Annotated in this window: 17 protein-coding genes; 12 read left to right on the top strand and 5 right to left on the bottom strand. The window is 61.2% G+C overall.

From position 1 onward, the window contains the following. Position 1: 1 nt before the first annotated feature. Genes AC1D35_RS19645 through AC1D35_RS19655 form a run of 3 tightly spaced genes read right to left on the bottom strand, consistent with a single transcriptional unit; the run spans position 2 to position 1,950 of the window. Positions 2–796, bottom strand: a complete 795-nt coding sequence (locus AC1D35_RS19645; RefSeq protein WP_477939641.1) for an SDR family NAD(P)-dependent oxidoreductase — start codon at positions 794–796, stop codon at positions 2–4. Positions 797–852: 56 nt separating this feature from the next. Continuing rightward, entirely contained in the window at positions 853–1,344 is a 492-nt protein-coding gene (locus tag AC1D35_RS19650) for an SRPBCC domain-containing protein (protein WP_477939643.1), read from the bottom strand. Between the two features lie 3 nt (positions 1,345–1,347). Further along, complete coding sequence (locus tag AC1D35_RS19655) at positions 1,348–1,950, bottom strand: NADPH-dependent F420 reductase (protein WP_477939645.1); 603 nt, start codon at positions 1,948–1,950, stop codon at positions 1,348–1,350. Between the two features lie 160 nt (positions 1,951–2,110). Between AC1D35_RS19655 and AC1D35_RS19660 the strand changes: the two genes are divergently transcribed. The 4 genes from AC1D35_RS19660 (at position 2,111) to AC1D35_RS19675 (ending at position 6,505) form a co-directional block, all read left to right on the top strand. After that, complete coding sequence (locus AC1D35_RS19660) at positions 2,111–3,040, top strand: LysR family transcriptional regulator (RefSeq protein WP_477939647.1); 930 nt, start codon at positions 2,111–2,113, stop codon at positions 3,038–3,040. A gap of 651 nt (positions 3,041–3,691) precedes the next feature. Next, complete coding sequence (locus AC1D35_RS19665) at positions 3,692–4,765, top strand: ROK family protein (RefSeq protein WP_477939649.1); 1,074 nt, start codon at positions 3,692–3,694, stop codon at positions 4,763–4,765. A gap of 267 nt (positions 4,766–5,032) precedes the next feature. Next, entirely contained in the window at positions 5,033–6,082 is a 1,050-nt protein-coding gene (lov, locus tag AC1D35_RS19670) for a blue-light-activated histidine kinase (protein ID WP_477939650.1), read from the top strand. Positions 6,083–6,121: 39 nt separating this feature from the next. Further along, positions 6,122–6,505, top strand: coding sequence for an alpha/beta hydrolase (locus AC1D35_RS19675; RefSeq protein ID WP_477939652.1), 384 nt, complete (start codon positions 6,122–6,124; stop codon positions 6,503–6,505). A 554-nt stretch (positions 6,506–7,059) separates the two neighbouring features. Here AC1D35_RS19675 and AC1D35_RS19680 read toward each other — a convergent pair. Next, positions 7,060–8,010, bottom strand: coding sequence for an AraC family transcriptional regulator (locus tag AC1D35_RS19680; protein ID WP_477854724.1), 951 nt, complete (start codon positions 8,008–8,010; stop codon positions 7,060–7,062). A gap of 108 nt (positions 8,011–8,118) precedes the next feature. On the opposite strand from AC1D35_RS19680, the gene AC1D35_RS19685 reads away from it, so the two are divergent. The 7 genes from AC1D35_RS19685 to AC1D35_RS19715 all read left to right on the top strand — a co-directional run bounded on the left by AC1D35_RS19685 (position 8,119) and on the right by AC1D35_RS19715 (position 18,789). Then, positions 8,119–9,321, top strand: a complete 1,203-nt coding sequence (locus AC1D35_RS19685; RefSeq protein ID WP_477939653.1) for an MFS transporter — start codon at positions 8,119–8,121, stop codon at positions 9,319–9,321. A gap of 884 nt (positions 9,322–10,205) precedes the next feature. Continuing rightward, positions 10,206–10,946, top strand: a complete 741-nt coding sequence (locus AC1D35_RS19690; protein WP_477939655.1) for a polysaccharide biosynthesis GNAT family N-acetyltransferase UppQ — start codon at positions 10,206–10,208, stop codon at positions 10,944–10,946. Positions 10,947–11,832: 886 nt separating this feature from the next. Then, complete coding sequence (locus tag AC1D35_RS19695; protein ID WP_477939656.1) at positions 11,833–14,253, top strand: penicillin-binding protein 1A; 2,421 nt, start codon at positions 11,833–11,835, stop codon at positions 14,251–14,253. Then, the gene (locus tag AC1D35_RS19700) at positions 14,253–15,917 is read left to right on the top strand and encodes a peptidoglycan D,D-transpeptidase FtsI family protein (protein ID WP_477939658.1); all 1,665 of its coding nucleotides are present in this window, start codon (positions 14,253–14,255) and stop codon (positions 15,915–15,917) included. Before AC1D35_RS19695 ends, AC1D35_RS19700 begins: the two co-directional genes overlap by 1 nt. Positions 15,918–16,371: 454 nt before the next feature. Further along, the gene (locus tag AC1D35_RS19705; RefSeq protein ID WP_477939680.1) at positions 16,372–17,274 is read left to right on the top strand and encodes a helix-turn-helix transcriptional regulator; all 903 of its coding nucleotides are present in this window, start codon (positions 16,372–16,374) and stop codon (positions 17,272–17,274) included. Between the two features lie 91 nt (positions 17,275–17,365). Continuing rightward, the gene (locus AC1D35_RS19710; RefSeq protein ID WP_477939660.1) at positions 17,366–18,073 is read left to right on the top strand and encodes a YbhB/YbcL family Raf kinase inhibitor-like protein; all 708 of its coding nucleotides are present in this window, start codon (positions 17,366–17,368) and stop codon (positions 18,071–18,073) included. A gap of 26 nt (positions 18,074–18,099) precedes the next feature. Continuing rightward, a complete protein-coding gene (locus AC1D35_RS19715) occupies positions 18,100–18,789 on the top strand; it encodes a class I SAM-dependent methyltransferase (protein ID WP_477939662.1) in 690 nt (229 codons plus the stop codon). Positions 18,790–19,161: 372 nt separating this feature from the next. On the opposite strand, the gene AC1D35_RS19720 is transcribed toward AC1D35_RS19715, so the two are convergent. Beyond that, complete coding sequence (locus tag AC1D35_RS19720; protein ID WP_477939664.1) at positions 19,162–20,100, bottom strand: sugar-binding transcriptional regulator; 939 nt, start codon at positions 20,098–20,100, stop codon at positions 19,162–19,164. Positions 20,101–20,184: 84 nt separating this feature from the next. Here AC1D35_RS19720 and AC1D35_RS19725 point away from each other — a divergent pair, with 84 nt between their 5' ends. Further along, on the top strand, positions 20,185–20,898 hold the full coding sequence (locus AC1D35_RS19725) for an HAD family hydrolase (RefSeq protein ID WP_477939666.1): 714 nt from the start codon (positions 20,185–20,187) through the stop codon (positions 20,896–20,898). Positions 20,899–20,973: the final 75 nt, after the last annotated feature.

Here is a 20,973-nt window from a genome sequence, read left to right on the forward strand (position 1 = left end):
GTCAGAAGATCGAGCGGAGGACGCCGCCGTCGACGCGCAACGCTGCGCCGGTCGTGCCGGATGCCTGTTCGGAACAGACGTAGACCACCATGTTCGCGACTTCGTCGGTCGTCGTGAACCGGTTGATGAGCGTCGTGGGACGTGCGGTCTTGAGGAAGTTCTGCTCGGCCTCGTCCTGCGTGATACCCTGTTCGCTAGCCGTTTCCGCCATCCAGTTTCCGAGAATTTCCGAGCGGGTCGGTCCTGGAAGAACCGAATTGACGGTCACCCCGGTTCCGCCGACGAGTTCGGCAAGGCCACGGGAGACCGAAAGCTGCGCCGTCTTCGTCACCCCGTAGTCGATCATTTCCTTGGGGATGTTGATCGCGGATTCGCTGCTGACGAACACCACGCGGCCCCAGCCGCGTTCGACCATGCCCGGAATGTAGTGCCTGGCGGCCCGCACGCCGCTCATGACGTTGAGCTGGAACAGGTCGAGCCACTCGGCGTCCGACTGGTCGAAGAAGCCGTTGAGGTGAGCCGTGCCGAGGTTGTTCACCAGGATGTCGGCGTCCGCGATCCGGGCTGCCAGTGTGGATGATCCCCCGGCCGTCGAAAGGTCGGCGGCGACGCCTGTGAATTCGGCCTCCGGCAGACGGAGCCGAAGCTCCTTCAGCGCCGCGGCGACGCGTTCTTCCCCGCGGCCGTTGATCACCACCGACGCGCCGGCACGGGCCAGCCCTTCTGCGATCGCAAAGCCGATGCCGGCGGTCGAGCCTGTAACGACGGCCCTTCGGCCCTTGAGTTCGATTTTCATAATGTCATCTCCGTTTTTTTGGTGTCGGATTGCTTCGCGCCCGAATCGCGCCGGCGTCAGGCGACTTCAGCTTCTGCCGCGCGGGCAAGTCGTTCGACCCAGTCCTGATGGTAGCTGTAGAGGCCGCCAGGGTGGCGACGTCCCAGCATGTCGAGGAACCACTCGCCCTGCTGGGTTTCCTCGGTCAGGACATGGCATCCGTCCTGAGTGGGCGTGATGACCCAGCCGTGGTAAGCGGTCGAACCGGTAGCGTCGCCATCGACCGTCGTCGCCCATCCGAGCCTCCGGTTCTCAACGAACTCCGTCACGGCTAGGCTCATGGGGTAGCCGACGGTCACGCGGCTGTACCGGGTTCCTAGCGCCAGTTCCGACTGTCCCGTGAGGATCTTCACCTGGTCTTCGGCTGGGAAGTAACGATACCAGTTCTCGGCGTCGACCAGCAGCTTCCAAACCACTTCGGCCGGCGCCTTCACGTCGATGTCGTTAAGCGCATAGATCGCCGAGATTTTCGGATCGAAACGCTCGGGCCAGATGACACGATCGTACATGGATCAGCCCTCCCTCTTGAAGAAGTCCTGGAAGATGAGCGGCGCCCAGCTCCTCTCCTGGGCCTGAACGAGGCGCCCGCCTTCCGCAAGCCTGCCCAGGTTCACCGGAGCAAAGCCCAGCCTGCCAACGATGTCGGCGACTTCGGAAACTGCCCCGTCCTCGTCACCCGACAGAAAGATGACGCGGTGACCTTCGGCAGTGCGGGGATCCTGGCCGAGGAGATGGGCGGGAAGGTGGTTGAACGCCTTGACAAGACGCGCGCCGGGCATCGACCTGGCGACGACGACCGACGACGGCTCGCCACCCAGATCTGCCAGCGGCACGCCGTACGCATTGGTGACGTCGATGACGACCTTGCGTTTCCAATCCGCAGCCGCCTTCGCCACGTCGAGGTGCGACCAGAATGGAACGGCGAGAACGATAACGTCGGCCGACAACGCTTCTTCAAGACCGAGCGGACGGACAGGGTTGCCGTGTTCGGCCACGGCCGACGCGGCGGCATCCCGGCCCCGAGAGTTGGCGACGCCGACGGCGATGCCACTGCGGGCGAACTGGCCGGCCAGAGCCTTGCCGACGCTGCCGCTTCCGATAATCGAATATGTCATGACCGATCCTTACGCTTGCTTGCTGGACTGCGGTGCAGAGGAGGTATTCCCCTCCACCGGCGTCGTCGCCTGTTGCCAAGAACGTAGGTCGTGCTTGTTCATCTGATAAGATGATATATTGTGATAGATAGTATCTGGTTATGAGATGGATAGCTGCGCTGTGATTGAAGGAGTTTCACTCGACCAGTTGCGGACCTTTATCGCCGCAGTCGATGAAGGCAGCTTTTCCGCAGCTGCCAGAAAGCTCAACCGCGCTCAGTCTGCAGTCAGCGGATGGGTCGGGGCGCTCGAGGCTCAGATCGGCGTCGCGCTCTTCGATCGTTCGGGGAGATACCCGGCCCTGACGGCTGAGGGCGTGCTGCTGCTTGCCGACGCCCGCAACATCCTCACCGGGGTGGACACGCTGAAGGCGCGAGCAAGGTCGATGACCTCGGGCGTCGAAACGGAGCTTTCGGTGGTCGTCGACGTCTTCTTTCCCACAGCCGTCATCAGCGCCGCCGCGAAGGAGTTCGCGAAGCAGTTTCCATTGACGCCGCTGCGCCTTTTCGTCGAAGGCCTGGGAGCGGCATATCAGCCCGTTCTAGATGGCCGATGCAGCCTCGGGATCCTGCCGCCCTTGCCCCAGCCGTTTCCGTCGCTGGTCAGCGAGCGCCTGGGCGAACTTCCATTGGTCGCGGTCGCCTCGGCGCAACATCCGCTGGCACGCTTCCGCGGGCGCATTCCCCGCCAGGAAGTGACGAAGCATATTCAGATGGTGCTCACGGATCGATCCGATCTGACGTCCGGCAGAGACTTCGCAGTCGCGTCTCCTGCGACCTGGCGGCTGGCGGACCTGTCTACCAAGCACGCCTTCCTCAAGGATGGCGTCGGCTGGGGCGGCATGCCGCTGCACATGATCGAAGCGGATCTTGCCGAAGGCGCCCTCGTGGTCCTCGATGTCGATGACATGCCGCCTTCCGGTTACATGCTGACGATGTCGGCGTTTCACAAGCCGTCACACCCCCCCGGTCCGGCAGGCAAATGGTTCGTCGATCGGATCAAGGCCCTTTGGCACGGTGCTGACGTCGTCGGAGCGGGATCAGTCCGCTGACGTGAAACGGCTCCCCCGGTCGTGGAGGGGCCCCATCTTTGCATGATGCTGCCTCAGGCGAATGGTTAGATGACGACATCATCGACAGCGCCAGGTCGCTGGTGCGGCCGGGGAGGTGAGGATACGTTCCCTGCGGAAAGGAAGAATTTAGTTAAGTGCCATTCAATCGGATTTCACTCTGCTGGTTCGGGCGGCGGTTCCCTGCGTCCGGAGAGGGATGCGACGATGACCTCTGTCTCCGGGCGATCACCCCCGTTGGCGTGTTCAGTTTGCCGCTACCATCGGGAAGCTGATAGGAGATCTCGGCGTCATGGCCCTCGACATGCTGCCGTTGAGCAGCGGACTTTCCTGCAGCAAGGGCGGTAACATGGTCGGAGAGGTCTCCGACCAGACATCGCCAAGGCCATACCTGTAGCCTCCGTTGTTCTTCCCGACATGATAGGTGATCTCATCATTAGGTTTTTCGTCCGCGCGATGGCGATCTTCGACAGAAGGGCGGATGTTCGCTGGCTCTCGAGCGTTGCCCGCAACTGCCGGCGGAATGGGAGGCTTGGAGGCTAAAGGGCCCTTACCATCTCGAAACGCCTTGGAACACCGAAAGACAGTTGCGCGTTTCTGCGTTCCCGACACTCAGCAATCCCGCGAGCCTTCATGACAAAACCGAACCATAAGCCTACCGATGATACGACACCACTCGTTCACGGCGCGGCCACATTACCCTCGGTCGTCATCGACGACTACAACAACGAGGCACGAGACAGAAAAGGATTCATTGGCGACGGCGCCAACAAATCATCTTTCCGTCACAAGCTAGATCATCAGAGGAAGCTGTTGCGAGAGCTCGGACGTGATCCTTTTGGCAAGATCCCGACGAAAGAGCTGAAGAAGAAGGATATAGACACGCTGCTTTCCGGAGAAGATGCCGAGGCAACAGCTATGGTGCTGGGCGCCATCGAGGAATTTTCCCGGAACTTTGCCGCAGTCATCAGGAAGTTTCTGAACGAAAAACCCTGGAAGAACACTGAACGGATTGCCGTCGGCGGCGGGTTCCGGCAGCGCAAAATCGGCGCGCTTGTCATTGCACGCACCATGATGCTTCTTCGTGATGGCGGCGTCGAAATCGAGCTCGTCCCCATTTCGCATCATCCGGACGATGCCGGCCTGATCGGCTCGGTGCACCTGATGCCGGAATGGATGCTGAAAGGGCATGACGCGATCCTGGCCGTCGACATCGGCGGAACCAACGTCAGGGTAGGCATCGTCCGGTTCGGGAGAGACAATAAAAGCAAAATCGAAGATGCCTCTGTCGTGTCATCACTCATCTGGCGACACGCGAGTGAAACTCCAAGCCGGACCGCGACCGTCGCGAAAGTTTCAGAAATGCTTGAGGAACTGATGGTGAAAGCGGCGGAGGCGAAGCTTCGCCTTGCGCCATTGATCGGGATCGGCTGTCCGGGTGTGATCGAGGCCGACGGTGCTATCGTTCGAGGTGGGCAGAACCTTCCAGGCGGGAACTGGGAGAGCGATCATTTCAATCTGCCGGCGGCTCTCGTGAAAAGCATTCCTCAAATCGACGACGCGGAAACGTTTGTGATCATGCACAATGACGGTGTCGTTCAGGGCCTTTCACAGATCCCGCTGATGACCGATGTATCGAGTTGGGCGATCCTGACGATCGGCACTGGTCTCGGGAATGCCCATTTCACAAATCGCGTTCACGGGTAGACGGAACATAAAGGCCAACCTTTGCGCTTCGCCAAGCTTGACAGTGGTAGTTTGAGTTCAGCTTTCGAGCGCGCCGCGCCTGCCCGTCTTAAGCACCCGGTTGAGGACCGACGCCGCAACGACGTGGTCATTGTCCGCGTGTTTCAATGCTGAGACCGCACGACCCGCGTCACCGGCCCGCAAATGACGGTGTCGAACTGGCACCAAATCATTGAAACCATTGCCTCAGATCGGCGTTTCACTGAGCGACCATTGATAAGGTGCCCCGTGTCTGAAGCTGCCAAGTCCGACATCCACGGCGACCGCCCCGCCGCCGCATCGAAGAAGGGCATGGCCGACCACAAGGAACTGGCCACGTTCGCGTTTCAAAGAACGCGCATGCCCATCGTCGTCGCCGACGCCCGACAGCCGGACTACCCGATCGTTCTCGCCAACGTGGCGTTCCTCGACCTGACGGGCTACGACGCTGAAGAGCTGCTCGGCCGGAATTGCCGCATGCTCCAGGGCGAGGCGACCTCCAGAGCGGCGGTGGCCGAGATCCGGGCCATCATTGCGCAGGAGCGTGAGGGCACGGTCGAGGTCCTGAACTATCGGAAGGACGGCAGCACGTTCTGGAACCAGCTTCACCTTAGCCCCATTCAGGACGATGACGGACAACTCGCCTACTATTTCGCCTCACAAATCGACGTCACAGAATACCGGAAGGTCCAGATGCTGGAAGAGGCGGAACACCGTCTGCTTCTCGAAGTCGACCACAGGACGAAGAACGTCCTGGCGATCGTTGACAGCATCGTGCGCCTCAGCCGGTCCGACGATGCGGCACTCTATGCGGCCTCGGTGCAACAGCGCGTCCAGGCGCTGTCGAGGACACATATGCTTCTTGCCGAGAACGGATGGCAGGAGGCTTCTCTTCGCGACATCGTCTCCCTTCAGGTTGGCATTTATGGAGATCAGAACGTCAGAATCGGCGGTCCGGATGTGATGGTGCCGGCACCGTCAGTCCAGCCGATAGGCCTCGCTATCCACGAGCTCGCAGCCAATGCCGCAGTTCATGGCTCGCTGTCGCGTCGCGGCGGCAGCCTCACGATCGACTGGAAAAGGGAAGGCGAAGGTCTCATCCTGATTTGGCACGAACGCGGAGGAACTGGGTCGAAGGCGACCCGGGGCAAGGGGTTCGGCAACGTGCTGCTCGGCGCGGTTCTCGAAAAGCAGCTCGGTGGCAAGATCGCCCGCGACTGGCGGAACGACGGCCTGCGGCTCGTTGTCGAGCTGCCGTCCCTCGACCGCGTTGGCCGAGGTCTGAAGGCGAAACCGTGAACGTCGAGCATCCTCTGTGTGTTTAGCGACAGGACCCGAATGCCAAGCAGATCATCGCTCGTCATCTTTCTCCATGGGATCGGCGCCTCCGGTGCGCAGCTTATGCCGCTTGTAGCCTCTTGGCGGGCGAGCCTTACCAATACCCGCTTCGCGGCCCCGGATGCACCGATCCACCATTGGCGCGGTCATCAATGGTTCTCGACGGAGGGCGACCCGTTGGATCCGGCGCGCATCCGTTTAGCGCGTGAGGCATTCGACGCGTTGATGAAAGACGTCGTTCATCGCGAAGGATTCTCCGACGCGCACGACAGGATTGCCTTCGTCGGCGTCTCTCAGGGCGCCATCGTCGCACTTGATGCAGCGGCCTCCGGGCGCTGGAAGATCGGCGCTCTCGTATCCGTCGCTGGGCTCCTGCCGCCGTAACGGATCTCGTCGGCGAGCAAGGCTACGCCGGTCCTTCTCGTTCACGGTCAGAACGACACGACGATTCCTTACATGGCTTCGACGCTTGCGGCTGCTCAGCTCGGGACCGGCGTGGGTCACACGATCTCATCGTCGGGAGCGGAAAAAGCTCTCGCCTTCCTCAGACGAACGCTTGCATAGTGCGCAGTCTCGACTGCTTCTGCCCCTTGCGTGGTCATGATCGACAAACCGCCTCCGGGAGACGCTTTCCTTCGCCTTCGACCGGATGGCGGTCGCGCGAATTCGCGAGGCGAAGGACTGAGGATGGGTTCCTATTTGCAAGCCCTGCCGGATCTACGATCGTGGTTCGTACTCGGACACCGTTTCACGAACAGTCGTCATCGAGGTTCGGCGACCCTCGCGAGGTGGAACGGTGGCAAGGCGGAAGGAGCCGGCAAACGACATCGCCTCTTTCACGCCAACATCGCTGAGCGATCATGAGCGCAATGCGTAACGGGCGGCGGGTGGAAGGTTCTTCGGGGCGTGGATACTATCGCTGCGGAACGGGTAGGAATTCAGGATGCGAGTTGACCTCGCAGCCGGGTCGCATCCAAGGCGCGCGCACGAAATGTTACAGGCGGAGCGCCGATGATGCGCTTGAAGGCTCGGCTGAAGGATGCCTCCGATTCGTAACCGAGTCGTTCGGCAATGGCGGCGACACGCTGTCCTTCGCGCAGCCACTGATGTGCTTGATGCATGCGCATTCGGGCGACGTAGCGGGCAGGCGTCTCTCCAACTGCCCTGGCGAAACGTTCGGCAAAACCGGATCGAGATGCTCCCATCTTCCGCGCGAGCTCGTCGACCGTCCAGTCATGCGCAGGATCGAGATGGATGGCTGCCAGAACGCGCCCGACCTCGGGATTGCGAACCGCCGTCAACCAGCCGGATGAGTCACCGCACCCGTGCTCCACCCATGCTCGAATGAGTGTGGCGGTAAGGACGTCGGCGAGGCGGGCCAGAATACCGCCGGCGCCAACGCGATTCATATCCACCTCGCGCATCATTGCATCGAGGAGCGGAGGGATAGAAGGTTCGCTGGCTGCGAGGTCGGCTGTGCGCATCACATTGGGCATCAGTTGCAACAGCGGATGTTGCTTGTCGACATTGAACCGCATGACGGCAAAGAACAGCAGGTTGCTTGCGTCCGCACAGGGACACTCTAGGTCGACGATCCCGTCGCAGACGGGTCTGCGCGGCATGCGTTCCACCGGCGTCGGCGCGATCCCGGGCTCGCTTGCAAGCACATGTGCATCGCCTCGTGGCAGAAGGACCGCATCGCCCGGATGCATCTCCATCCATTCCCCGTCCGGCGTCTGCACAAAAGCCTTTCCCGCAGCCAGGAAATGAAACTGCGCTTCATCCTTCATCGGAAACGCCGTCGCCCACGGCGCAGAAGGCTGACAGCGGCCGTAGTCGACCCCGTCAAGACGAAGTCCCCGCATCATCTCGGTTAATGCATCGCTCACGGCCAGCTTTCACTTTTTGGACGAATAGTCATGTCTTWTAGATTTTGCAGCATAGAAACACCAGGGCGACCCGTCTAGCCTTTCCGTAGCAACTTTTGGAGACGGCATATGAACATCAGCCCCGACGCCGACGGCTTCCATAAGGAGATCCGAACAATGGATCCCGCCTGGGCCGGCGTCGTCTCTCTTTCGCTTGGCGTCTTCGGTCTTGTCACGGCCGAATTCCTGCCGGCCAGTCTGCTCACGCCGATCTCTCATGATCTCAATGTCAGCATCGGCGCTGCGGGTCAGTCCGTAACAATGACAGCTGTCGTCGGTGCTTTTGCCGGACCCGCCGTGGTCATCGGCACGCGCCGGATCGACCGCCGCATTACGCTTCTCGCCCTGACGAGCCTGCTGATCGTGTCAAGCCTGCTTGCAGCCTTTGCCGACGGCCTTACCGCGCTTCTCATTGCTCGCGCGCTGCTTGGTATCGCCCTCGGTGGCTTCTGGGCCTTGTCGCTTGCGCTTGCCATGCGGCTCGTTCCGGAGCAGTTGATGCCGCGAGCGATGGCAATCATCATGACTGGCGTATCCGTCGCGACGGTTTGCGCTGCGCCCGTCGGCGCATGGGTTGGGGAGGCCTATGGGTGGCGTTCCGCTTTCCTGATTGCCGCCGGCGTCGGCGGCCTTGCACTCATCGTCCAGATCCTCACTTTGCCCGCCATGCCAGCCACGGGCTCTGCCGGATTAGCCACAATGGCCGCGGTGCTGCGCCGTCCCGCGATCCGGCTTGGCCTGCTGACGGTGCTGCTGGTCGTGGCCGGTCATTTTGCAGGTTTCACATTCATACGGCCATTCCTGGAGACAGTTCCGCATCTAGGGGTCGAAGGCATCTCGGGCGTACTCTTGGCCTTCGGCATCGGCGGCTTTCTCGGCAATCTGTTCGGTGGCTTTGTCTCCGAACGCAGCACCCGCCTGTCAATCGTTATCGCAGCCGGCGGGATCGCCGCAACCACCTTGCTTCTCGCGCTCGCTGGCGTCCTCCCGGTCGTAGCTTTGATTGCCACTGCTCTTTGGGGTTTCGCGTTCGGGGCCCTGCCGGTGAGCGTTCAGAGTTTCGTGACGCAAGCGGCATCCGACGAGGCAGAAAGCGCTGGCGCTCTGATGCTGACGACTTTCCAGGTTGCTATTTCCAGCGGTGCTGCAATCGGCGGCCTGATCGTCGAGGCCCAAGGGCTTGAAGGGGTATTCGGCTTCGCTGCCGTGTCCGCACTCTGCGGAGCTGTCGTAATCGGTGTCCGCAGCCGAGGAACCGTGGAGACGGCATAAGCTCCCGCGACCAGTTCCGCTGTCAAACGGATTGAGCCTTGTCCGCGTCTGCAAGGACGCGAATGGGTGCTGGCTACCAATGCAGGCAGCCGGGTCTCAAATTTTGCCTCGGGCTGCGAGAACCAGGACCTTAAGCTGATCGAAATTGCGGACACCCTGTCGGTAAAGTTCGATAGTGATTGTCGCGCTCCTTGATGTCTCTTCGTCACCGATCAGCAGGTCGTCGAGACGTCGCGGCCGATTGCCGTTGCGTCTGAACCGACAAAGAACGAACAAATCCGCGCCGCGCTTCTCAAGCGGCGGCCCACTCGTTGACATAACTGCACGCGCTTCGCAGTTCCCCTTGCGTGGATCGTCATATGCCGAGCAGGCACGAACGGGCTTGCGGTGAGCGAGGAACAGATGGCCGGCACTGGCGGACATCTCCCAATTGCCAACGCCCTGGCATCGAAGTGACAGTGATTCCACGCGTCGTGTTCCCGCCGTCGAAGCCACTTTCCATTTGGCCAGCCGGCGCGAATATGCGCAATCGTGACCGGATCACGTGTTGAAGTTGGGGAGGGTGTTACTGTTTGCTCTGAGCAGAATGGAATGGAATTCCGTTCGAAGTGAGGCCATCCAGCGTTTTGCCGATGCGCGCAACTGACGTCAGGCCCTAGAAGACGATGATCTTGTTCCTCGCCAGTCCTCAATAAAAAGTAGCAGAAAATTAACCATTTACGCGTGGTAGCATGGAACATTCGATCTTGCTAATAAGTTGATGATCCGCAGATCCTCAGCCTCTAGTCCCGCACTCGGCGGATGCGGATCGCAGGAGAGCGCGCGCCTCCTTCATTGTCATGTCGCCGGAACGTGTTCCGGCCAATTGGTCTTGGAGGACTTCAATGTTGTCTTATAAATTGGGCGTCGCCTTGACGGCCCTTGCGTGCGCAACCCTTGGCATGTCGAATGCGGCAGTTGCACTCGATATCGGTGGACAGAACGGCATCAGTGTCGGCAGTAATGGCAGCGGCGGCCTCGGCGTATCCGTCGGGGGCCGCACTGGCGTTAACGGCAGTGTTGGAAGCAGACCGAGCGGCGCGCTCGGGGTCGACGCTTCCGTCGGCGGCTCGAGCGGCCTCAACAGCAACACCTCGGTCGGCGGCAGTAACGGCGGGCTCGGCGTCGGGACGCGGGCAGGCATCGGCGGGTCGAACAATGTCCGTACCACTGTGAACGCCACTCTCGGTGGATCGAGCCTCGCAACGACGAGAACCGATGCCACGGTGAATGGTTCTCGGGGCGTGGCGGCCGACGTTGACGCGACGGTCGGGGGAACAAGGCTTGGGAGCGCGCGTGCAACGGTCGGTTCCACTGGCACCACGCTTGCAGATATCCTGCTCGGCTCTCCGCCAACAGCCGGTCGCGACGCGAATGGCGGCAATGACACCGGCGAATCCGGCATTGCAAGCTCCAGCGGTTCGCGGATAGCCAATCCCGCAACGGAGCGTCAGGTCAGGGCGATCAGAGACATGTCTTCCCTCGAGCGCGCCAAGGCAAAGGTCCGATGCAAGGATGTGCTGCGTTCCGGTGGCTATGATGCAGGTCTGACAAGCCTCTGCAAGATAGTCGTCTCAATGCGGTGAGAGGCACGGTGAGCGCTGCGCTGCGGGTATGCCCGACCCTCGATCTCGGATGATAAGATGGGAGGTCCTTCAGGCCTCCCTTTCTGTTGGGAAATGTGGACAGACCGTTGCCTCATTGGTGCTCGTGGGGGCATACGTAGCGATCATCCTGCGAAAAGCGCATCGCCGAAAGGCGTCCCAGGGCCGGCGCTATAACGTCTCTCAATGGGCTCAATGAAGGCATGGCAGCGAATAGATATTCGCCCTTTGCGCCGATCGAGCTCACATTCCATAACAATCGGCCGACAATGATCATCCGCACTCAGACGCGGCGTGCGTCCTCATTCAGATATAGCCTCTGGACGATGGCGAGGAATTATCACCGCCGGCAAGGCCTACGCCGATGCCCTCATTGGCGGGTCAGMCCTGAGGTGCTTCGACGGGTGATCCTGCGCGCCGCGAACGAAGCCGGCATCTCTGCTCTGTCGCTCGTCCATGACGAACATCGCGAGAAGTCTCAGCCGACCCGCGTCCGTCGTTGCGTGGGCAATGACGGCGCAATCACCATTAAGTTCTGCCCAGCGCCTTTATCACGTCTTTAATGCTGACACATGCCGGTCTGCCGAACAAATAGAGAACTTCAGCAACGAGGAACCCGCGATGCACGTGCGGACGGATCGCGATGCCCTAACTGAATTTATGCCTGATACCAAATAACGTCGTTTGTGTGTGGTTTTGAAGAACTGTATCGAAGCTCGTCAGACCATGTCTGATGCCGTTCGGAGGCGTCGGTCATTCCAGCCAAGCATGAGATCAGGTCGCAGGTTCCGGTGCGTGCATCCGCGCGCCAGGGCATCCGTATCACGGCCAGGTCTCGTTGCTTGCAGGCGCAGCGGGAGTCCGGAACGTGCTAAGATTATTCACCTCGCTCTTGAATGTGCTCACCAATCTCGTGCTTGCCGCGGCCATCGTGGCATTCGTGCTGTTGCAGGGCGCGACGGCAAATTTGCCGGATTACCGGGCGCTTGCCGAATGGCAGCCGGCGCTGACCTCGCGGCTCTATGCGAGCGACGGCTCGGCACTTGCCGAGTTTGCCAGGGAAAAGCGGTTGTTCCAGCCGATCGGCTCCGTGCCGTTGCGAGTGAGGGGTGCATTCCTTTCCGCCGAGGACAAGAATTTCTACCAGCACGGCGGCATCGATCTCGAAAGCATTGCGCGCGCTTTGATGTCCAACATCGCCAAATCGGTCTCCGGCGACCGGCTCGTCGGCGCTTCCACCATTACCCAGCAGGTGGCGAAGAACTTTCTGCTGACATCTGATCGCACGGTGGAACGCAAGCTGAAGGAGGCGCTGCTGGCGATCCGCCTCAACCAGAGTTTCAGCAAGGACCAGGTGCTCGAGCTTTATCTCAACGATATCTATTTCGGCTCGGGCGCCTATGGTCTGGCGCAGGCGGCGCTCACGTATTTCGGCAAGAGCGTTGGCGAACTCGATATAGCCGAAGCCGCCTATCTGGCAGCGCTTCCCAAGGGGCCGAACAATTACAATCCCATCCACTCCTATGAGAAGGCGCTGGCCCGGCGCAACTGGGTGATCGGCCAGATGCGCGAGAACGGCTTCATCAGTGCGGCGGAGGCCGGCAAGGCTGTCGATGAACCGCTGAAGGTGGTGCTGAAAGAGCGGCGGGTACAGATTGCCGAGAGCGAATTCTTCACGGAGGAGATCAGGCGTTTCCTTCTGGCCAGATATGGCGAGGAAGGACTCTACACGGCTGGCCTGACGGTGCGCACCAGCCTCCATCCCGCCCTACAGCGGGCTGCAATGAAGGCGCTGCGGCGCGGGCTTGTCGAATACGATCAGGCGAGGGGATATCGCGGGCCGGTGGCACAACTTGCTCTAGGTGAGAATGCCGAACAGGTTTTCCAGAGGGTGCAGGGGCTTGCCGACGTTCCAGAGTGGCGGCCGGCGCTGGTAACAGGTGTGACGGCCGATGGGCTGGAGCTTCGGATCGATGGGCAAGCCGACAAGTCGCTGCGCATGGATAAGGCGAATAGCTGGACGCTTTGCAAGATCTCCGAGGCCGGTCGGCGCTGCTTCAAGACGCCGGGCGAGGTGTTTGCCTCGGGCGATATCGTCTATGTCGAGGAGACGCCTGCGGGCCTCCGCCTGCGCCAACCGCCTGATGTCCAGGGCGCGCTGGTTTCGATGGAGCCGCGTACGGGCCGGGTCGTGGCGATCGCGGGCGGCTTTTCCTTTGCGCAGTCGCAGTTCAACCGGGCGACGCAGGCCTTCCGGCAGCCGGGCTCGGCCTTCAAACCATTTGTCTATGCGGCAGCGCTCGATACCGGCTATACGCCCTCGACACTCGTGCTCGATGAGCCGCTCGCCATTCCCGATGGCGCCGGCCATATCTGGAGCCCGAAGAACTACGATGGCAAATCCGACGGTCCGTCGACCTTGCGCGTCGGGCTTGAAAACAGCCGCAATCAGATGACCGTGCGGTTGGCGCGCGCCGTCGGCATGGAGGTCGTTGCCGATTACGGCGAGCGTTTTGGCCTTTACGACCAGCTGACACCTTATCTGCCGATGGCGCTCGGGGCGGGTGAGACCACGCTGATGCGGCTGGTGGCCGGCTATTCGGTCATCGCCAATGGCGGGCGGGAGGTGCGGCCCTCGATGATCGACCGGATCCAGGACCGGACGGGCCATACGGTTTTCCGGCAGGATGACCGGGGATGCCCGGATTGCCGCGCCGCAAATTGGCAGGGCCAGGCCGAGCCGGGTGTCATCGACGACAAGGATTACGTTCTCGACCCGATGACTGCCTACCAGATTACCTCCATGTTGCAGGGCGTGGTTGAGCGGGGCACGGCGCACGGCGTCAGCGTGCTTGGCGTGCCAATTGCCGGCAAGACGGGCACGACGAATGACGAGAAGGACGTCTGGTTCGTCGGCTATACGCCCGATCTCGTGACCGGTGTGTTCATCGGCTACGATACGCCACGGCACCTCGGCTCGGGTGAGACGGGCGGCGGGCTTGCTGCGCCCATTTTCATCGATTTCATGAAGGTGGCGCTCGCCGGGCGTCCTGCTTCGAAGTTCATTCCGCCTGACGGTTTGATCTTCCACAGGGTCAACCGGAAAAGCGGGCGGGAGGTGGCCGATGGGGCCGGGATCTCCGAGGCCTTCAAGCCGGGGACGGCGCCCTGCAGGGGCGCCTGCGCGGTCATCGGCGATGAGGAGCAGGTAAATATTGCCAGCGATCCCGGCGGTCTCGACGAGACGACGCGGGCCGAACTTCTGCGCAATACAGGCGGCCTCTACTGATGCGGCAGGCCTCCTTCCACGCGTCCAGGCGCACTGCCTCCGCGAGCTCTCGTATCCTCATCCTGATGATCGGCTTTTCCGTCGCTTTCTTCATCGTGGTGGGCCGGCTCTTCCATCTCGGCCTGCAGGTGTTCCCAGAAGCGCAATGGATGCCGAAGGGCAGTATCAACGGCCGGCCGGCCATTCTCGACCGTAACGGCGAGGCGCTGGCGATGGATATTCCGATTACCAGCGTTTATGCCTCGCCGAAACTGATCGTCGACGTGGACGAGGCGGTCGAGCGTATCACCGCCATTCTGCCGGAGCTTGACCGGCGTCAGCTCTATCAGCGGCTTTCCTCCGGCGCGCAGTTTGCCTGGATCAAACGCCATATCAGACCGCGCGAAGAGCAGGCGTTGTGGAATGCCGGCATTCCGGGCCTGAGCTTCCAGAAGGAGAAGAAACGCTTCTATCCGAAGGGAACGCTGGCAGCGCATGTGCTCGGCGCCGTCAACATCGACAATATTGGCATTTCAGGCCTGGAAAAATGGATCGAGACCGATGGTCTGGCAAACCTGCGCGAAAGCGGCATGGAGCTTGCGAGCGAAGATCTCAGCCCCGTCGTGACGACGCTCGATATCAGGGTGCAACACGCGCTCGAAGACGAGATCGCCAAGGCGATCATTAAACATGATGCCAAGGCCGGGGCCGGCCTCGTGCTTGATGTCGAAAACGGCGAGGTTCTGGCGCTGGCATCGCTGCCGACATTCGATCCGAACGAGCCAGCCGATGCGCTGGAGCCYGACAGAATCAACCGTATCGTGGCGGCCGATTTCGAGATGGGATCGACCTTCAAGGCGCTGACGACGGCGATGGCGCTCGATTCAGGAATGTTTTCTATCCACTCGGTCATCGATGCCAGTAAGCCGCTCGCCTTCGGGCGGATGCGCATCCATGATTTCGAGGGCAAGTACCGGCCTCTCTCAGTGCCCGAGGCCTTCATTTACTCCTCGAATATCTCGATGGCGAAAATGGCGATCGCCGTCGGCAAAAAGCGCCAGCAGCAGTTTCTGCGGCAGTTCGGGCAGATGGACGCGCTTCGCACCGAACTGCCGGAGACAGCGATGCCGATCCTGCCGAGACGCTGGAACGAAGTCGAAACGGCGACCGTGTCCTTCGGGCATGGCATTGCCGTCACGCCACTGCAGGCGAGCATGGGCGTTGCCGCGCTTGTCAATGGCGGGCGGCTGATCCGGCCGACATTCGTGAAAGACACGCCGGTCGAGGCCCGCACATTTGCCGCCGGCCTGGTCGCGGCGCGGACGAGCCAGGCGATACGCTATCTGATGTCGCTGAATGCCACGGCAGGTTCGGCCAAAAAGGCCAGGGTCCCCGGCTATTTCATCGGCGGCAAGACCGGCTCGGCCGAAAAGGTGGTAGCCGGGCGCTATTCGAAGGAGCTGAACATCACTTCCTTTATGGGCATCGTGCCGGCCGACAATCCGCAATACCTACTGCTGACGCTGCTCGACGAGCCCAAGGGACTGCCGGAAACATACGGGTTTCGCACGTCGGGCTGGAATGCCGCGCCGCTCGGCGGGGCGGTGTTCAAGCGCGCGTTGCCGATGCTGGGTGAGCTCCCGTCTTTCGAGGCGCAGACCGACCCGTTTTCGGGTGTCCGCTGAAGCCCACGTGTCAGCGAAAGATCTTGCAAGGAAGCCTGAATGCCGATCGCATGCCAGGTCGTCAGAAAAGGCGTGAACCGTGCCGAGAGCGACGCCGCCTTCCTCACGATTTCGATGCCGCTTCATCATAAAACCAACATATGGTGCCGCCCGGTAGTCCGCAAACCCCGCCTTTACGTCTGACTTGAGCGCGAGAGAGTGGCCGTGATCGGGAAACATGTTCGTCCGCAGCGGGCGATCAGTCCGTCGATGTCGCCTGGCTGCCCGGTTGCGGACATCGACGGTTCGTCAACATCGAGAAGGCCTTGCTTCTCAAGGCGGCCGAAATGACGGATCGGTCCACAGACGGCAAAGGCATCAGTACGAGGGTCGCGGGCTGAATTTACGCGTGTGAACGGCTTTTCCTCGCCTTCCGCCAGCGTATAAAGGCCTGGAGAAACAGCGAGTGTTCGACATGACAGGTACACCAGGAGGCGCTTTGCGCAGTGCCGCTATCACCGCGAGGCTGTTGACGCTTGCTAAATGCGACACGCGGGCTGCGCCGCAGTGGCAACACCAGCCTCCTGTCATCTCTGCATTCGTCGCCCGCCAACGTGAAACGATAACGCAGCTTGCCATGTCGACGACCGGTCTTGTCATCATCCTTGAGGGAGCAAAGGAGCTCACCTCCGGTGCAGAACGCCGGGTCTACAGGAGCGGCGACATCTTCGTTCTTTCGGCCAACGAACATTTCGACGTTGTCAATGAACCAGATGACAAGACGGGTTACTATCGGGCCTTGTTCATTCGCTTCGACCGCGCACTCATCATTGAGGCGGCCCGGCTGTGGCCGCAGTTCGTAAACCAGGAGACACGTTCGACGGAGCCTCGGATCACCGATGATCTGTGTTCAGCGATCCTTCATGCTGCGCAAGCATTAGCCCATCGCTTCCCGGTGTCGCGTCGGGTGGTCGAGCACCGCCTTCTCGAGGTGGTATTGGTGCTGGCCGAACAGGGAGTGCTTTCGCTCGCGCCCAAATACATTGAGGATTCGGTTGTGGCGGCGGTGCGTCTCCTGGTGCGGCATCGTCTTCATCTGAATTGGACCACGGCAGCGGTGGCTTCCGAATTCTCCATGTCTGAAGCAACACTGCGTCGGCGGCTTCGAGCGGAGGGCCATACGTTCCAAGGTCTACTGCTCGATGAGCGGATGAAGGCGGCCTTCATCATCCTGAAGGATCGTGACGCGGATGTCGCCGACGCGCTGGCGGCAACGGGGTATCATTCGCGCTCGCACTTTTCGAGACAGTTCCAGGTGCGCTTTGGAGCAACGCCCAACGAGGTCCGTCTCGGTAGAGGAGCGCCGTCGAGCTCTTGATTGGAGTCGGCTCAAACCTGATCGGTATCGGATCATCTGCAGACATGATCGTCGCTATCCTCACCTCATCAACCGAGAAGGATAAATCGACATGCATCGATATTTACCGAGAGTGGGTACGGTTTGCGCCCTGGTATTTGCAACAACGGCGGCTGGATCCGACATCAAGAGTTTGAAGGTCGAGATCGAAGGAGTTGAGCAAGGCGGACGCCTGCCGGACAAGGCCGCCTTCTGTCCGCCATCCGCTACCACACAGAGAAACATTAGCCCTGCCATCACCTGGTCGTCAGGACCGCAAGGCACGAGATCTTATGCTCTGTTAATGACGGATCCAGATGTCCCCCGGGATTTCAGCCGGATCAACAAGGCAGCTATAATGATCCGGCGCGACGACCCGCGAGTTTCGGTCTACCACTGGGTACTTGCCGACATTCCGCCTGACACGAAATCGCTCGCGGAAGGTGTTGAAAGCGAAGGGCTGGTTCCCCACGGAAAGCCTGTTGGCGAGACGGCACACGGACGCCGGGGGACGAATGTCTACTCAAGCTTCCTGGCATCTGATCCGGAAATGGCCGGGACCTATGGTGGCTATGATGGTCCTTGCCCTCCGACAAACGACGAGCGCCCGCACCGGTACGTGGTTCAGGTCTATGCGTTGGACGTCCCGTCACTCGGCCTGAACAGCACCTTCGACGGTTCGTCAGTGGAGAACGCAATGCGGGGTCATGTTCTCTCGCAAGGAAACGCCATAGCCACTTATTCCCTCAATCCGAGTGTCACCAAAGAGCTCGGCCAATGACAACAATCGCTCCGAGGAACTCTGAGATGACCACAAATGAAACTGCTGCATCCGTACTGTTTACCCGCGATGCTCGAGGTTACGACGATCTGCGCCGCCGCCTAATTCCCTCTTTCGATGAGTTCTACGGCACCGCCGTGAAGCTCATCCAGGAATGGCAATCGGGCGCAAATCTTGAGGTGCTGGATGTCGGCGCCGGGACCGGCCTCTTTTCGGCGATGGTTTTGGAAGCATGTCCGGTCGAGCGCCTCTGCCTGCTAGATGGATCCTCGGCGATGTTGGAGCAGGCCTGCGCACGTGTTGGGCCAAAAGTGGAGGTGGAGCTTCATCATGCTGACATGGCGGTTGCGGATTTGGGTGGGCCGTGGGATCTCATTGTATCGGCGCTGGCGATCCATCATCTTTCCGACGAAGGTAAGCGCTTACTCTATGGCCGCATCCGCCATGCCCTGAAGCCCGGCGGGCTGTTCGTCAACGCCGAACAGGTAGCCGGACCTGGAGCGGCCGCAGATCAACGCTACCAGAAGATATGGCTCGAAGGAATTCGCCGGCTCGGAGTTTCGGATCATGAGATCGATAAGGTTGCTGAGCGCATGCTCCATGACAAATGCGCCTCCGTTGAAGATCAACTTCGCTGGCTACGCGATGTGGGCTTTTCGGACGTCGACTGCAGCTTCAAAGCCTGGCGGTTCGCTGTAATCAGTGGCAGGGCATAGGAAAGCGCGAGGCTGGCAGCTGCGGTTGTTGTGCGCCATGAGGCTCAAGCATGGGCGACGCAACGGCATGGCGCGGTGTTTACGTCCCAAAATCTGTTGCGGCGACGTCCACTCTGACGAAGTATCTCGCGCGCTTCGATCTCCGGTTCGAAGACGTCAAGAAGAGATATCCGAGACGGAAGTAAGCGGGTCGGCGGTCTAAACCCACTCAACAGCTTTAAGATCGGTGCCTTTCGGTTGGCGGCATTTGCGACAACATTCGGGGAGGTGCGGCCGAAGGGGTGGAAGGCACACGTCCCACATTCCACCTACCATCCTCAAACCCTGCACGCAGGCCGGTCGCCTCCAATAGACGCAGGCACGCACCTCACCTCATCCACCCGCCAGCAACGCCCTTGCGCTCTCCTCGTCCGTAATCAGTGCGGTTGCGAGTCCGGCGCGTACGGTGGCGGTGAGGATGGCGTGTTTGTGGATGCCGCCCGAGGCGACTATGCGGCAGGGGATCTTGCGGTAGTCGGCGAGGTCGGGGGCTAGTACCTGTGCGTTCAGCGGGTGGGCGACGGGGCGGCCCTCGGCATCGATATAGCGGCCGAGCAGGTCGCCGACGGCGCCGACGGCGATCAGGTCACCGACGTCGGTTCCGGCCGGCAGGCCGTAGCGCACCTGCAGGGATTGCCTGGTCACGTCGCCGACGCTCAGGTAGGAAATATCCACTTCGCAGGTCTGGCGGAAGATGCGCTCGAAGACCGATTGCGTGATGATCGCCTCGCGCGATTGCGGGCTCTCGGCATAGATCGGTGCCGCGAAATAGTGGCATTGCGCCTTCAGGACCTGCGCGAAGGCGCGCACGATCTCGAACGTGTTGATCTCCGAGCCGCGTGTCAGCCCGCCCATCATCGAGCGCAGCTCCATCCCGGGCTCGCTTGCCGGCGTCATGTTGGTGACGGTCTCGCGCAGCGTCGCGCCCCAGCCGACCCCGATGGAGCGGGGCTTGCGGGCCTGGATCAGCCGGTCGAGATAGGCGGCTGCGCCACGGCCGAGCGCCTGGTGCAGGAGCTGCGGATCGGCAGGGGTGGGCACGACGACTGCCGCCTCCAGGCCGAAACGTTCCTGCAGGCGCGATTCCAGCTCCATGCCGGCGGCAAGCGGCGAGGCGAAGCTCACCCTGACGATGCCTTCCTCAAGGGCTGCGGCCAGGAACTCGTTCACCCGGCGACGGGTGAGGTACATGCGCTCGGCGATCTGCGCCTGCGTCAGCCCCTCCACGTGATAGAGCCAGGCCGCCCGGATTTTCAGTTCATGCGATTCCATCAATCCCCATCCCCAACGTACCCTAAATGCCTTGGCGTTACATATTTCACATTGGTGTAACATATGTAACGTAATGCCGTCTGCATGACGATAGAACTTCTGATCTTTGATTGTGACGGCGTATTGATCGACAGCGAGCCGGTGGCGAGCGGCACGCTGGCGCAGGCCCTGCAGCGCGCCGGCATTGCCTTGAGCCAGGCTGAGGTCCACCGTCGCTTCACCGGCCTTTCGGGGGAGGCGGCCGGCCGCCTCTGTCGCGAGGAACTCGGCCTTGCCGATCCGGACCGTGTCTTCGCCGATGCCAAAAGCGCGCTCTACGCGGAATTTTCCCGTTCGCTGCGGCCGATGGCCGGCATGGAAGAGCTGGTGCGGAATGTTAAGCAGCGCAAATGCGTCGCGTCCAACAGCGACATGGAGAGGCTGCGCCGCAGCCTCGGTCTTCTGGATCTGTGGACGGAATTTGCCCCGCATATCTATAGCGCCGAGATGGTGGCGAGGCCCAAGCCTGCGCCTGACCTTTTCCGTCTCTGCTCCGAAAATCTCGGCGTGGCGCCGCACCGCTGCCTTGTCATCGACGACAGCGCGCTCGGGATTACCGGTGCTGTGGCGGCGGGCATGACGGCAATCGGCTTCATCGATCCGGCCGATCCACGCAGCGGACGGCACGAGGCGCTGAAGGCGGCAGGCGCTCTGCAAACGGTGGAGGGAGCGGGCGAACTGGCGCGGGCGCTCGACGCGTTTTCGGCGGGAACCGCCGCTTCTTCTGCAGGCAAACCGGCGGTTCAAGCCGCCGGCTGATCTCGTCGCACGGGGCCTTGCCTTACGCGCTGGAACGGCTCTTCGCGGCATCCGCGACGGGCGCCTTTATTGAAA

Source organism: Rhizobium sp. P1_E6, from assembly GCF_056405875.1.

Excerpts from the sequence above, each read along its gene's own strand:
- AC1D35_RS19645 (WP_477939641.1), bottom strand. The coding sequence starts at position 796 with ATGAAAATCGAACTCAAGGGCCGAAGGGCCGTCGTTACAGGCTCGACC.
- AC1D35_RS19650 (WP_477939643.1), bottom strand. The coding sequence starts at position 1,344 with ATGTACGATCGTGTCATCTGGCCCGAGCGTTTCGATCCGAAAATCTCG.
- AC1D35_RS19655 (WP_477939645.1), bottom strand. The coding sequence starts at position 1,950 with ATGACATATTCGATTATCGGAAGCGGCAGCGTCGGCAAGGCTCTGGCC.
- AC1D35_RS19665 (WP_477939649.1), top strand. The coding sequence starts at position 3,692 with ATGACAAAACCGAACCATAAGCCTACCGATGATACGACACCACTCGTT.
- AC1D35_RS19675 (WP_477939652.1), top strand. The coding sequence starts at position 6,122 with ATGCCAAGCAGATCATCGCTCGTCATCTTTCTCCATGGGATCGGCGCC.
- AC1D35_RS19685 (WP_477939653.1), top strand. The coding sequence starts at position 8,119 with ATGAACATCAGCCCCGACGCCGACGGCTTCCATAAGGAGATCCGAACA.
- AC1D35_RS19690 (WP_477939655.1), top strand. The coding sequence starts at position 10,206 with ATGTTGTCTTATAAATTGGGCGTCGCCTTGACGGCCCTTGCGTGCGCA.
- AC1D35_RS19705 (WP_477939680.1), top strand. The coding sequence starts at position 16,372 with ATGACAGGTACACCAGGAGGCGCTTTGCGCAGTGCCGCTATCACCGCG.
- AC1D35_RS19710 (WP_477939660.1), top strand. The coding sequence starts at position 17,366 with ATGCATCGATATTTACCGAGAGTGGGTACGGTTTGCGCCCTGGTATTT.
- AC1D35_RS19715 (WP_477939662.1), top strand. The coding sequence starts at position 18,100 with ATGACCACAAATGAAACTGCTGCATCCGTACTGTTTACCCGCGATGCT.
- AC1D35_RS19720 (WP_477939664.1), bottom strand. The coding sequence starts at position 20,100 with ATGGAATCGCATGAACTGAAAATCCGGGCGGCCTGGCTCTATCACGTG.
- AC1D35_RS19725 (WP_477939666.1), top strand. The coding sequence starts at position 20,185 with ATGACGATAGAACTTCTGATCTTTGATTGTGACGGCGTATTGATCGAC.